Raw genomic sequence first — 12,931 nt, 5'->3', positions numbered from 1 at the left:
AGTCTTTCCACTGCACGGCCATCGATGGGCCTTGTAAGAGCACTAGCGTGCGACCCGGAAGCAAATGCGCGATGCCGATTCTACGTGGTGATCATAAATCGCTTGTCCGGGTTGTCTGTGCAAAAGCGAAAGCGAAATCTGTCACGGACACTTTGAGCTTGGCCCCTTCGTCCTAGCGCGTCCAGCTGACGTGGCCGGTGCGCGTGCATCGTCTGAATAGGAGTCAAAGGACAAATTGAACGAGTCAAATGAAATCCAAGCTCGGCGCGATGGCGATGCGCGACGGGCCAAACTTAGGGCCAGCGGCCCCATGGCCAGCGGGCCAGTTTCGCTGCATGCCTTTGCCATCCGGCTCTCGCATGTCTCGTCAAACGCTTTCCAGCGAGTGCGACATGCGATTGCGTGTTCCCCGGCATTCCTTGCAGCAGCAATGCAACTGCTGCTGATCGCGCCGTCTAATGCTGCACTGACTATTACCGGAACCCGTGTGATCTATGAAGAAGCGAGCAAGAGCGTCACTGTGCCGGTGACCAATCTGGACGATCTGCCCGTTCTTGTGCAGAGCTGGATCACGGATGCCCATAACGAGGATGACCCGACCATTCCGTTTGCGATCGCAGAGCCGTTGCTGAAGGTCGAGCCGAATCGAAGCCGCGATATACGCATTTTCTATGCGGGCCATGGGATGCCGTCGGACCGCGAATCGATGCTGTTTCTGAACATCATGGGTATTCCGGTCAAGCCGATGCAACAAAACACGGTTCAGTTCGCTATCAAGCAAAGGCTGAAGCTGTTCTATCGTCCCAAAACCCTGAGCGGCAGCGTGTCAGATGCCGTCGCCACGCTCCGCTGGCGGATCAACGGTGACCAGATTGAAGTGGTCAACGCCAGCCTGTTTCATGTCTCATTGATCGATCTGGATCTGCAATGGAAGGACGGGCATCGTCCCATTTCCGACTACCTGCTGCTTGAACCCGGAGCGACCCGAACATTCGACGCGACGGTGCCGCATGCCGTCAGACCGCTGCGTATGCGATTCGTCGAGATCAACGACATCGGGCTGCAGTTTCCGCACGAAGTCGATCTTCAATAAATTCCAGCGCGAATCATGCATACCAAGATGAATATTTCGAGAGTGCTCTCGCTCCTAATGATGTTGCTCGCATGGCTGCCGGCCAAGAGCTTTGCAGTGAGCTGCTGGGCCGACGATGGTAAGAACACCGCCATCATTACCGAGGCGCTCGGCACCGACCTTGCCGTGCCGGCAGATGCGCCCGACGGAACGATCATTTGGGAATCGAAGCCCAGAACCATCTACGTTCTTTGCGCTGACGACCGGGAGATTGGGTCGGAGTGGATCTATTTTTATCTCAATCCTTGGAGCATAAGTGTCGGAACAGGCATTCGTGTGGGTATCCGCTATCAAGGCGTCAAAATTACGCAGTCGAGCGGCAAGGTCAATACCTGGCATAGCTCCCATGAGGGATGTACTTGGGCAAACTGCACCGGGTGGCGCAAAGCGCAATTCACGCTGACCTTTTCAGTGTTCGTGGAAAAGTACGGCGCGACACCGACTTCGGGACAAGCCTCGAACCTGGCGACATATAACGTGTTCCAGTTGGATGGCGCCGGAGGGATGAATTACCCGGCAACCAACAACCTTAACTATGTGCTGACAGGCCTGAGCAACATTCGTTTTGTGCCGTGCGCGCCCCAACTTACGGTCACGCCAGGGACAGTCGACTTTGGCGAGGTATTTGGATTGAATGCAACGGTGGGTTCGGTCGCCGCGAGCAAGCGCGTCAACCTGAATCTGCAACGTGCATGCACGACGCCGTACACGGTCAACGCGCGCTTCACGCCTACGGCCGGCACCGTCGTGGACGGCTTGCTGGTCCCGGAGAAAAACGACTCCGTTGGGATATCGATCCTGCGTTCAGCGACTCAGGAAAAACTGGCCTTCAACGATTGGTTCAAACTGACCGATATGAGCGGCTCAACGCCTGCTTCCATCAGTCTCGACACGCAGCTTGTGTGGCGCAAGAAATCCGTCCCTGGGCCGTTCAATGCCGCTGTCGTGATTGATCTGTATTACAAGTAGTTGACCCGGGGCAGACCGTAGACCCTTGAGAATGAGGGGTTGCAGTCAGTGAACCCTGGCGAGTCTGCCCAAGACGCGTCGGATAGTAGCGTCCATCCCGCAAGATCACATCTTGTAGACCGAACCATCACGGAGAGGACCGCCGTGCATCTCCACGATGCATCAAGGGAGGCAACATCTTGGTGTTCACATGTCTTGGTGCCAGTGCCGTTCGCAAGTCGGCGTGAGGTCAAGGCGGTGCCCGCGCAATGCCCGCATGCCGGGCAGTCAGACACCTTGCTTTACGAGGACCTTCAGATACGGCGAGCGACGATCTCGCGACAACGGCGCACCAATGGAAAACGGGCCCGAAGGCCCGTCAAATTAACAGCTTAGATTGTCTTTCGTAATCTTTGGTACTGCGGTGTATTGGTGGAGCCGGCGGGAATCGAACCCGCGTCCGCAAGCCCTCCACAGAGAGTTCTACATACTTAGTTCTGTCATTTGATTTAACCGCCGCATCGCGGACGAACACGCTCTACGACGGCGATTCACTAAGTTTTCGTCTCTAGGCCCGTGACTCACCTAGAGCTTATCTGACGTAGATGACCTCGCTAGTCTTTCGACCCTAGCCCGTCAGCGAGCCAGTGCGAGGACGGCGGCCCTTAGGCTGCCAGTGCGTAACGTTCGTCGTTAGCAGTTATTGCATTCCCATTGATTAACGAGGTGACGGGTCCTCGGTATGCCCTCCACTGCTTCGCAACCCACGTCGAAACCAGGTCGGCCCCAGTAAGGAAGTGTCGATTATCCCATAGATGGGCTACTTCAGCGAGAAATCAACCCGCGTCGTCTTGCCCTTGTCCTTGATGCCTTCGGCGGTCAGCTTCGGAGCCACGACGAAGAGGCGCCCCGGATCCACACGTTCTGCCAGCGCCACATGCACCGCATTCGCCCGACGCTGGGCAAGCTCCCGCAGATCCGCATCCGTCACTTGCACATTGGTTTCCATCAGCTTGCGCATCTCGTCGGGCGGCAAGGATTTGGCTAGGCCGATCACGTTGCGCGGTTTCGGGAATTTGGCGGCCTTGTACGCGCGTTCAAGGTACTTGTTCTCCTCTTCCGGCTTGACGGTGGTGTCTGCCTCAGCAGCGTCGCCGGCATCCTTGAGCTTCTGTTCACGAATCTGACGGTTCACCACTTCGCGGCGCAAGCCGTCGCGGTCAAATTCCGGGTCGACGCGGCCGACGATGTCGACCTTCAGCGCCGGGCGGTCCTTGAGTGCAGTGGCCAGCTTGTCGAGCTTGGCCAATGACGCCTGACTGATGTTCGACGTGCCCGGATCGAACTCGATGTAGCCGAGTTCTTCGCCGCCGCTGCCACCAAACGCGCTGGCAAGCAAGGAGAACGGTGCCGTCACGGCGCGTGCAATCAGGTTGACGAACGCGCGCAGAATGACGCCGCCGATGCTGAACTGCGGGTCATCGAGTGAGCCCGACACTGGCACGCGCACGTCGATCTCCCCACGTGAATTCTTCAGTAGCGCCACCGCCAGCCGCACCGGCAGATTTGTGGCGTCTTTGCTTTCCACGCGATCGCCGAAGGTGAGCTGGTCGATGAAGATGTGGTTATCCGCGGTCAGCTTGCCCTGGTCGAGCAGGTAGTGCAGATCCATCGTCAGCTTGCCCTTGGTGATCGGGTAGCCGGCGTATTTGGCGGAGTAGGGCGTGAGGTTGGTCAGTTCCACGCCGTCTGCCTTGGCTGTGAGATCCACAGAGGCCGTGGGCGCGAGCGGATTGATTTTGCCGTGGATGTCGATGGGCGCGGTGCCGTCGACACTGCCTCGCAGCGTCACGTCAGCGGGTGTCTGATTGGCGGCGGTGCTGATCGTGCCGATCGAGCCACCGATGGCCGTAAGGTTGGCGGTGTAATTCGGCTTGACGAAGTTGTCGGTGAAGCGGATGTTGCCGTCCTGCAGTGTGATGGCGTCAACGCGCAGGTCGGCGCCGCCGGCTTTGGGCGTGGGGCCGGTGGCTGTGACGGTGACGGCCGATGCAGGTGCCGCAGTCGGGGCCGAAGCCACCACGGGTGCAGCTGCCGGGGCGGACGCAGCTGCGGCCGACGCCGATGCAGGTTCGCTTTGCGTCAGCGAGCGTCGCTCCTCGGTCGGCTGCACGCGGATGTCCTGCAGGTTCAGGCGTCCATTCGGATTGATGATGATCCGTGCGTAGAACGTCGACAGCGCCACCGCGCCCACCCGCACACGCGGCGTGGTGCCGTCGTAGTTGGCCTGGATGCGGTTGAGCGCGAGCGAACGCCAGCGCAGGAAGTCGTCCGAACTCACGCGGTCTTGCAGGCGCACGTTGCCCAGCGTCGCGTTGCCCTGGTAGTTGACCGTCAGGGCCTTGCCCTGGTTGAGCACGAGGCGCCCGTCCATCGATAGCAGCGCGCTCGTAATCGCCGCATTCAGCGTCTTGTCCAGATACGGATCAAAACCCGCCAGCGAAAGGTTCTGCGAGTTCACTCGCAGATCGGCCTTCAGTGGCTGCGGCACCACTTCGCCACGCACATCGAGCTTGCCCTTCGTGCCCAGCACCGCACCGATCTGCACGTTGACAGGTTTGCCGAGATCGGTGGAGGCGTTTTGCACGACCACGTTCAGCGGCTCGACACGGATCTTGACCGGACGCGAGTTCGATTGGTCTTCAAAGCCGACAGCGCTGTTGTCCAGCTTCAGTGTCTGCACCGTCACTGCCCACGGCTTTTCGGCTGGGGCATTCGACTTTGCGTTGGACTTGGCGGGCGCCGCCGACTTGCCCGCGGCGGGCTGCGGCCCATCGAGCAGCGTCAGCGTGGTCGTACCATCCTTCCTGCGCAGCGCGTCGATCTGCAGACCGTCGGCGCGCACTTCATTGAGCGTGATGGTGCGGGCGATCAGGTCGAAGCTCTTGACGTCCGCGCGCAGCAGCTTGGCGCGCAGCGCGGTGTCCTTGCCCGTGGCGGGCGCCAGCGACAGGTCGGCCAGGCTTGCGTTCAGCGGTTCCGCGCGTACGTTGAATTTGTCCGGCCCGAAGTCGAGCGCCACCTTGCCGTCGGCCGACAGCGCGCCATTCTGCAATTGCGGGGCGCCCGCCTGGCGCAGATACGGGCTCATGCCAGCCAGCTTCACGCCGTCCAGCTTGAGTTCCAACTCGCCGGTGTTCTTCTCCAGTGACGTGTTGCCTTTGACATTGAGCGTGCCGCCTTGCGCCAGCTTGGCGCCCACATCGAGAGTGGTTGGACCACCCAGCGTGCGTACGCCAATGTCGCCGTGGAGGTCTTCCAGCGTCAGGTCAGCCGCCGGCTGCGTGGTCGCGTCACGCCAATGGACCGTGCTGTTGGTCAGTTGCAGCTTGCTGACCACCACATCCAGCGGTTTCGGTTTGGCGGTCGACGCGGGCTCAGGTTTGACAGCTTTCGCTTCAGCAGATGCAGGCTTGCCCCCGAGCTGAGCGAAATTGATCACTCCATCTGCACCACGCGTGGCATCGACGCGCACGCCATCGAGCGTCAGCGCATCGAGGTGGAACACGTTGTCGAGCGGGCGCACGTCGCTCAGCGTTGCACGCACTTGTTTGGCGGCCAACAGCGGTGCTTTCTTGGCGTCGACCACTTCCAGGTTGTCGAGGCCGGTCGTGCCGTGTACGCGCAGCACCGGCGCGCCGCTCTTCGGCTTCTGAAAGTCGATCGTTAGGTCCGTCGTCAGCTTGCCTTGCGGCACTGCCACCGGCAGCGGGCCGGGCACGTAGCCGAGGTAGCGGGGCAGATCCAGGCCATCAATCTTGACGTTGAGGTTGGATTCGAGCGAATCGGCGAACGGCTTTGTTTTGCCCGCGAAATGCAGCGGTGCGCCGTCGATGCGCGCGGCCAGCAGCGGCTGCACGAAGATATCCACGTCGGCCGGCAGGCTCGCCAGGAAAGGCACGCCGATCTGCAAGCCATCCACTTTGTGCTGCGTGCCGAGCGGCTGGTCGACAAAATCAATCGCGCCGTTGGCCAATTGCAGATTCGCGAAGACGAAACGCGCCGGCTCGTTCGACTTGGGCTTGGGTGGGTTCTCCGGCTGGCTTAGCCTGTCGACGATGTCGGAGAAGTTGAAGCGCTGTTCGGCGGTGCGCACGATACGCACGTGTGGCGCGTCTATGCCGAGCTCTTCGATGACGGGCGCGCGGCGGAAGATCGAACTCCACGAGGCATTGACATGCAGATGGCCGACGTCGACGAACGGTGTCTTGCCGTCGCGCTCTGCAATGTGGAGCTGGTCAACATCAAGCCGCAGCGTGTATGGGTTGATGCTGATCTTGCCGACCGAAACTGGCCGTTCCAGCACCTTGCTGAGTTGCGTTTGCGCCAGGTGGCGCAGTAGCGGCGGGCCACCGAATGCGCCCAGCAGGCCGAACACCACCAGGAAGATCAGCACGCCGATCCCGGTGCGTTTGGTACGTCGCGATGTGCCGACCTGAGCCGCGCGTTGCCAGCCGGCCGTGCCGCGCACGCGATCAAGCCGTGCGCGCCAGCCGTTGGTATTCGATTGCAGATCGGGGCGCGAATCGCGGGAGGTGCTCATGCTGGTGTCGGTCCGGCCATGGCGTGGCCTACTTCGTCAGTCGGTCGACCGCCACGTCCCCGGGGGAGGCGGCGGTCCTGAAAGATGCGGCGCCCAGGCATTCACCGGGGCATCGTGGTCAAGCGCGTTGCGATTCGAGCAGCAGCGGAATCAGCTCGGCCGCGCTGGCAATCAGCGCATCGGCGCGCCATTCCACGGGCGATGGTCCATTACCACAATAGCCGTAACTGGCCGCAATGGTAGGCATGCCGGCGGCGCGGCCGGCTTCAATATCGCGAAGGTCATCGCCCACGTAGACGATCTGCCGTGCATCGACGCCGATGGATTCGGCTGCATGCAGCAGCGGGGCTGGGTGAGGTTTAGCGTGCGGCGTGGTATCGCCTGCAACGACGCAGGCAGGCGGCACGGGGAACGACAGCTGTGCAACCAGCGGTACCGTCAGTCGGCCCGATTTGTTGGTGACGATTCCCCAGGGGATGCCGGCGCGGCCCAGTTCCGCCAGCACGTCAGCCATGCCCGGAAACAGCTGCGTGCGCACACAGATTTCTGCTTCGTAGTTGGCGAGAAATGCCAGCCGCAGCGATTCGAATTCAGCATCTCCCGGCCCAATGCCGAACGCCACGCCAATCAGCCCACGGGCACCATGCGAGGCGACCGGGCGCAGCGCTTCGTAGTCCACCGGTTCGAGACCGCGGTCGGTGCGCACCTTGTTGGCCGCCGCAGCAAGATCGGGGGCCGTGTCCGCAAGCGTGCCATCTAGGTCGAACAGCACCGCGCCCAGCGGATCGGGAAATTGGCGCACCCTCATGCCTCGGCCGGACGGCGAGTCGCCATCAAGTAGTTGACGCTGGTGTCCTGCGTAAGGGCGTAGCGGCCGGTAATCGGGTTGTATTCCAGCCCGCGCATCTCTTGCGCTTGGAGGCCAGCCCCGCGTACGAATGCGCTTAGCTCAGAGGGGCGAATGAACTTGGCGTAGTCATGCGTGCCGCGCGGCAGCATGTTCAGGATGTATTCCGCACCTATCACCGCCAGCAGGTACGCTTTGGCGTTTCGGTGGATCGTGGAGAAAAATACGTAACCGCCCGGCTTCACCAATGTCGCGCATGCGCGAACAATGGATGCCGGATCGGGCACATGTTCGAGCATCTCCATGCAAGTAACGACATCGAAGCTGCCAGACTCACGCGCGGCCAGCGCTTCTGCTGCGATCTCCTCGTAATCGACGGTAATGCCCGCCTCGAGGCTATGCAGGTCGGCGACACGCAATGCTTTGCGGGACAGATCGATGCCTTTGACGTTGGCTCCGGCACGCGCCATGCTCTCTGAAAGGATGCCGCCGCCGCAGCCGACGTCGACGACACGTTTGCCGGCTAGCGGTGCGATTGACTGGATCCAGTCAAGGCGTAGCGGGTTGATTTCGTGCAGGGGTTTGAACTCGCTGTTCGGATCCCACCAGCGGTGGGCGAGTTCGCTAAATTTTTCGAGTTCGCCGGGATCGGCGTTCGCGTGAGTGGTCGTCATGTTGCGCTGCGCCAGGGCATATCGGCTAGGTGAGGAAATGTACCAAAAAGCGTGGCCCCGACCAAATCACGGGGTCTGGAAAAAGGTTTCACATTGAAACAGAGGTGAACAAACGCGCATGCATTTCCTCCAACTGTCACCTTCGCTCAAGGAGAGATCAATGAAATCCAAACAAATTCTGATAGGACTGGGTGTTGTGGGCCTGACGGTGCTGGCAGGCTGCGCCGCGCCCGGTTACGGCGGTGGTTATAACGGTGGGTATGCTCAGCAGCCTGCCTATGGTCAGCAACCGGCTTATAGCGGACAGCCCCAGCAAACGGGCGCCCTTTATGGCCGGGTCGAATCGATCCAGCCGATGCAGGCCCCGGCAAATAGCCCGGGCATTTTGGGCACGATCATCGGCGGCGTGGCCGGCGGCATTCTGGGTCACCAAGTTGGTGGCGGTACGGGCAACACGGTCGCGACCATTGGTGGCGCAGCACTCGGTGCTTATGCGGGCAACCAAGTCGAACAGCGCGCCGGGGCGGGCGGTCAAACGGTGTACCGCATCACCGTGCGCCTGGATGATGGCCGCGTCGCGACCGTCACGCAGCGAAACCCGAACAATCTGCGCGTTGGTGATCGCGCCATGGTTGCTAACGACCAGGCGACACCTTCCTATCAATAAGAAGGGCGGTCATGAGGAAGGGGCATCGGTGCCCCAAATAGAAAAAGCGATGGCGCATTTGGCGTCATCGCTTTTTTATTGCCTATTTCCGCAGCAGACCAGGGGGCATCTGCCGATGTATAGGCGAAAAAAAGCCCAGCTTTCGCTGGGCTTTTTCCCGGTGTGAACCGAATTACTGAGCCTTGCGGGTGCCGACCACTTCGACGTCCACGCGGCGGTTCGGTTGCTGGCAGGCGATTTGCGCCTTGCGAGCGCCCTTGCACGACTTCGGATCAACCTTCAGCTGGCGCTTGCCCTTGCCTTCCGTGTAAACACGGTTGGCTTCGATGCCCTTGCTGACCAGGTAGCCCTTGACGGCTTCAGCACGACGGACCGACAGACGGTCGTTGTACTTGTCCGAACCGAACGAGTCGGTGTGGCCAACGGCGATCACGACTTCCAGGTTGATGCCATTCAGCTTCGAGACCAGGTCGTCCAGCTTAGCCTTGCCTTCCGGCTTCAGCACAGCCTTGTCGAAATCGAACAGGGTGTCAGCAGCGAACGTAACCTTTTCGCTCGACACAACCGGAGCAGCCGGAGCAGCCGGGGTGGCCGTCGGAGCAGCAGCCGGAGCCAGAGCGCCGTCGCACTGAGCGTTGGCGGTTGCCGGCGTCCAGAAGCCATTGCGCCAGCACAGTTCGTTCGTGCCGTTCTTCCAGACCCACTCGCTCGTGCCGTTACCCCAGTTGTCGTTGACGGCCTTCTTTTCGTAGGGCACCGACTGAGCGTAAGCGGACGCAGCCATGGCTACCGCAGCTGCAGCGAACGCGAGCTTGGCAAATTTTTTCATATTTCTCCTCTCAGGATGAGATCACCGCAGAAGACTGCGAGCAGATGGGACGAAAACAAGTCATACATTCTTCGGAGTATAACATTCTCGGTGTGGTGAAGGCTCCACTTCGAACAATGTCTGCCTCTTCGCTGGGGGATTGTGCCACAAGCACGCACTCCTAAAAAGCAAATATAAGCGATTCGAACGGGGCGCCACGGCCTTGTGGTGTGTACGCAACAAGGCAGGAAATGGCTCGCAAACCCTTATGGGGACTGGCTCCCCGGTTTTTCCCTCGCTCGCACGGAACGTGCCCGGGGTTGACGATGCGTCGCTCGCGCGTATGAGGGGAGGGGGCTTGCGGCATGGTAAAATGTTCTGTTATTCGCGCAACCGCAGCGTCCTGCAGTGGGCACCACTGTGCTCACTAGGGGACCTCTCACCGTTCGCCCAATGGATCAATTCGCCAAAGAGACACTCCCGGTATCGCTCGAAGAAGAAATGCGCAGCTCGTACCTCGCTTACGCGATGAGCGTGATCGTGGGCCGCGCCCTTCCAGATGTGCGGGATGGTCTCAAGCCGGTGCATCGTCGTGCGTTGTACTCGATGCACGAGCTGAACAACGACTGGAATCGCCCCTATAAGAAGTCCGCCCGTATCGTCGGGGATGTGATTGGTAAGTATCACCCCCACGGCGACACTGCTGTATACGACACCATCGTGCGGATGGCGCAGAACTTCTCTCTGCGCTACATGCTGGTCGACGGCCAAGGCAACTTTGGCTCGGTCGACGGCGATAACGCCGCGGCGATGCGTTACACCGAAATCCGCTTGTCGAAGATCGCTCACGAACTGCTGGCCGACCTCGACAAGGAAACGGTCAATTTCGAGCCGAACTACGACGGTTCCGAAACTGAACCGTCCGTTTTGCCGGCTCGCATTCCCAACTTGCTGATCAACGGTTCGTCTGGGATTGCGGTGGGTATGGCGACGAACATTCCGCCGCACAACCTGAATGAAGTGGTTGATGGCTGCCTGCATTTGTTGCGCAACCCCGAAGCGACGGTTGACGAGCTGATCGAACTGATCCCGGCGCCGGACTTCCCGACGGCCGGCATCATCTACGGCATTTCGGGTGTGCGTGAAGGCTATCGCACCGGCCGCGGCCGCGTCGTGATGCGCGCCAAGACGCATTTCGAGGATATTGATCGGGGCCAGCGCCAAGCGATCATCGTCGACGAGCTGCCGTATCAAGTTAACAAGCGCACGCTGCTCGAGCGTATCGCCGAGCTGGTCACCGAAAAGCGCATCGAAGGCATTTCTGACATTCGCGACGAGTCGGACAAGTCCGGCATGCGCGTGGTGATCGAGCTCAAGCGTGGCGAAGTGCCGGAGGTTGTTCTCAACAACCTCTATAAGAATACGCAGCTGCAGGACACGTTCGGTATGAACATGGTGGCGCTGGTCGACGGCCAGCCGCGTCTGCTGAACCTGCGCCAGATGCTGGAGTGCTTCCTGCTGCACCGCCGCGAGGTGGTAACGCGCCGCACCGTGTTTGATCTGCGTAAAGCGCGAGAGCGTGGCCACATCCTCGAAGGTCTGGCTGTTGCGCTTGCCAACATCGATGAGTTCATCGCAATCATCAAGGCCGCTCCGACCCCGCCGGTTGCGAAAGCTGAGCTGATGAACCGCAGTTGGGATTCGGGCCTCGTGCGCGACATGCTTGTTCGCGCAGAGAGCGAAACCTCCGGCGGCGGTGCTGCGTATCGGCCAGAAGGTTTACTGCCTGCATTCGGTATGCAAGGCGATGGGCTGTACAAGCTGTCGGACACGCAGGCGCAAGAAATCCTGCAGATGCGCCTGCAGCGCCTCACCGGGCTGGAACAGGACAAGATCGTTCAGGAATACCGTGAGGTGATGGCGCAGATCGCCGACTTGCTGGATATCCTGGCACGTCCTGAGCGCATTACCGCCATCATCGTCGAGGAACTTACCGCCATCCGCGCGGAATTCGGTGATGAGCGTCGCTCGCAGATCGAGCACAATGCGACCGAGTTGGATACAGAAGACCTCATTACGCCGCAAGATCTGGTGGTGACGCTGTCCCACAGCGGCTATATGAAGAGTCAGCCGATTTCCGAATATCGTGCGCAAAAGCGTGGCGGGCGTGGCAAGCAGGCTGCCGCGACGAAGGAAGACGACTGGATCGACACGCTGTTTGTTGCCAATACCCACGATTACATCCTCTGCTTCTCCAATCGCGGTCGCCTTTACTGGTTGAAGGTTTGGGAAGTGCCGCAAGGCAGCCGTAACTCGCGCGGTCGCCCGATCGTCAATATGTTCCCGCTGTCGCCGGGCGAGAAGATCAACGTGATTCTGCCCGTGAAGCAGTTCGACGAGCAGCACTTTGTGTTCATGGCTACCTCCAAGGGGACGGTCAAGAAGACGGCGTTGACGGAATTCTCGAACCCGCGCAAGGCCGGCATCATTGCGGTGGACCTGGACGAGGGCGATTTCCTGATTGGTGCGGACATCACCGATGGCCAGCATGATGTGATGCTGTTCTCCGACGCCGGCAAGGCGGTGCGCTTCGATGAAAACGACGTGCGCCCGATGGGTCGTCAGGCGCGTGGCGTTCGCGGTATGAACCTGGAGGAAAGCCAGCAAGTGATTGCCATGCTGGTTGCGCCGGCGGAAACCGAAGGCGAAGGTGCCCAGTCGGGCGCCGGCAGCGTGCTGACCGCTACCGAGAACGGCTATGGGAAGCGCACGCCGATCTCGGAATACACCCGACATGGCCGCGGCACGAAGGGCATGATCGCCATCCAGACTTCTGAGCGTAACGGCAAGGTGGTGGCCGCCGCGCTGGTGGCGCCTGAAGACGAGATCATGCTGATCACGACGGGCGGCGTGCTGATCCGCACGCGTGTGGACGAGATTCGTGAAATGGGTCGCGCCACGCAGGGTGTCACCCTCATCTCGGTGGGCGAGGGTAACAAGCTGTCTGGGCTCCAACGTGTGATGGAGTCCGATGCTGAAGGTGCAGAAGGAGGTCTCGAAGGGAGCGATGCGGAGGATGCCGCCCCGGGTGCCGATGCACAGGCGGATGACAGCAGCGAGACATAATTAGAAACATCTTTTGCTTGCCGTTAGGCGCAGTTCTGTCATGATGCCGGACCTGTGCGCGGCAAGGGCTTGGAACTTTTGCATCACACGCCCGGCCTAAACGCAACGCTTATCTCAAGGGAGCAA

Annotated in this window: 8 protein-coding genes and 1 other RNA gene; 4 read left to right on the top strand and 5 right to left on the bottom strand. The window is 60.4% G+C overall.

The window, feature by feature from the left end; all coding sequences use genetic code 11:
- Positions 1-430 precede the first annotated feature (430 nt).
- Together ACEN9T_RS20375 and ACEN9T_RS20370 are read left to right on the top strand one after the other, a co-directional pair.
- A complete protein-coding gene (locus tag ACEN9T_RS20375) occupies positions 431-1,093 on the top strand; it encodes a molecular chaperone (RefSeq protein WP_413706883.1) in 663 nt (220 codons plus the stop codon).
- A 15-nt stretch (positions 1,094-1,108) separates the two neighbouring features.
- On the top strand, positions 1,109-2,101 hold the full coding sequence (locus tag ACEN9T_RS20370; RefSeq protein WP_217649354.1) for a fimbrial protein: 993 nt from the start codon (positions 1,109-1,111) through the stop codon (positions 2,099-2,101).
- Between the two features lie 409 nt (positions 2,102-2,510).
- Here the strand turns inward: ACEN9T_RS20370 and ssrA are convergent.
- From ssrA to ubiG, 4 genes are all read right to left on the bottom strand, one after another.
- Positions 2,511-2,868, bottom strand: a transfer-messenger RNA (tmRNA) gene (gene ssrA / locus ACEN9T_RS20365).
- A 32-nt stretch (positions 2,869-2,900) separates the two neighbouring features.
- A complete protein-coding gene (locus ACEN9T_RS20360) occupies positions 2,901-6,683 on the bottom strand; it encodes a DUF748 domain-containing protein (RefSeq protein ID WP_413706882.1) in 3,783 nt (1,260 codons plus the stop codon).
- A 118-nt stretch (positions 6,684-6,801) separates the two neighbouring features.
- The gene (locus tag ACEN9T_RS20355; protein WP_092971692.1) at positions 6,802-7,491 is read right to left on the bottom strand and encodes an HAD-IA family hydrolase; all 690 of its coding nucleotides are present in this window, start codon (positions 7,489-7,491) and stop codon (positions 6,802-6,804) included.
- The gene (gene ubiG, locus ACEN9T_RS20350) at positions 7,488-8,204 is read right to left on the bottom strand and encodes a bifunctional 2-polyprenyl-6-hydroxyphenol methylase/3-demethylubiquinol 3-O-methyltransferase UbiG (RefSeq protein WP_092971691.1); all 717 of its coding nucleotides are present in this window, start codon (positions 8,202-8,204) and stop codon (positions 7,488-7,490) included. The genes ACEN9T_RS20355 and ubiG overlap by 4 nt, the downstream gene beginning before the upstream one ends.
- 160 nt (positions 8,205-8,364) lie before the next feature.
- Here ubiG and ACEN9T_RS20345 point away from each other — a divergent pair, with 160 nt between their 5' ends.
- Positions 8,365-8,871, top strand: a complete 507-nt coding sequence (locus ACEN9T_RS20345) for a glycine zipper 2TM domain-containing protein (RefSeq protein ID WP_092971690.1) — start codon at positions 8,365-8,367, stop codon at positions 8,869-8,871.
- A gap of 172 nt (positions 8,872-9,043) precedes the next feature.
- Here the strand turns inward: ACEN9T_RS20345 and ompA are convergent, their stop codons facing one another.
- Positions 9,044-9,700, bottom strand: coding sequence for an outer membrane protein OmpA (gene ompA, locus ACEN9T_RS20340; RefSeq protein ID WP_027677885.1), 657 nt, complete (start codon positions 9,698-9,700; stop codon positions 9,044-9,046).
- A 432-nt stretch (positions 9,701-10,132) separates the two neighbouring features.
- On the opposite strand from ompA, the gene gyrA reads away from it, so the two are divergent.
- The gene (gene gyrA, locus ACEN9T_RS20335) at positions 10,133-12,805 is read left to right on the top strand and encodes a DNA gyrase subunit A (protein WP_413706881.1); all 2,673 of its coding nucleotides are present in this window, start codon (positions 10,133-10,135) and stop codon (positions 12,803-12,805) included.
- The last annotated feature ends 126 nt before the right edge of the window (positions 12,806-12,931 follow it).

Source organism: Ralstonia sp. Ralssp110 (assembly GCF_047325135.1).
Classification (GTDB): domain Bacteria; phylum Pseudomonadota; class Gammaproteobacteria; order Burkholderiales; family Burkholderiaceae; genus Ralstonia; species Ralstonia mojiangensis.
The sequence above is the reverse complement of the archived record's forward strand: the minus strand, read 5'-3'. Positions and strand labels throughout refer to the sequence as shown.

Excerpts from the sequence above, each read along its gene's own strand:
- ompA (WP_027677885.1), bottom strand. The coding sequence starts at position 9,700 with ATGAAAAAATTTGCCAAGCTCGCGTTCGCTGCAGCTGCGGTAGCCATG.
- ACEN9T_RS20355 (WP_092971692.1), bottom strand. The coding sequence starts at position 7,491 with ATGAGGGTGCGCCAATTTCCCGATCCGCTGGGCGCGGTGCTGTTCGAC.
- ACEN9T_RS20370 (WP_217649354.1), top strand. The coding sequence starts at position 1,109 with ATGCATACCAAGATGAATATTTCGAGAGTGCTCTCGCTCCTAATGATG.
- gyrA (WP_413706881.1), top strand. The coding sequence starts at position 10,133 with ATGGATCAATTCGCCAAAGAGACACTCCCGGTATCGCTCGAAGAAGAA.
- ACEN9T_RS20360 (WP_413706882.1), bottom strand. The coding sequence starts at position 6,683 with ATGAGCACCTCCCGCGATTCGCGCCCCGATCTGCAATCGAATACCAAC.
- ACEN9T_RS20375 (WP_413706883.1), top strand. The coding sequence starts at position 431 with ATGCAACTGCTGCTGATCGCGCCGTCTAATGCTGCACTGACTATTACC.
- ubiG (WP_092971691.1), bottom strand. The coding sequence starts at position 8,204 with ATGACGACCACTCACGCGAACGCCGATCCCGGCGAACTCGAAAAATTT.
- ACEN9T_RS20345 (WP_092971690.1), top strand. The coding sequence starts at position 8,365 with ATGAAATCCAAACAAATTCTGATAGGACTGGGTGTTGTGGGCCTGACG.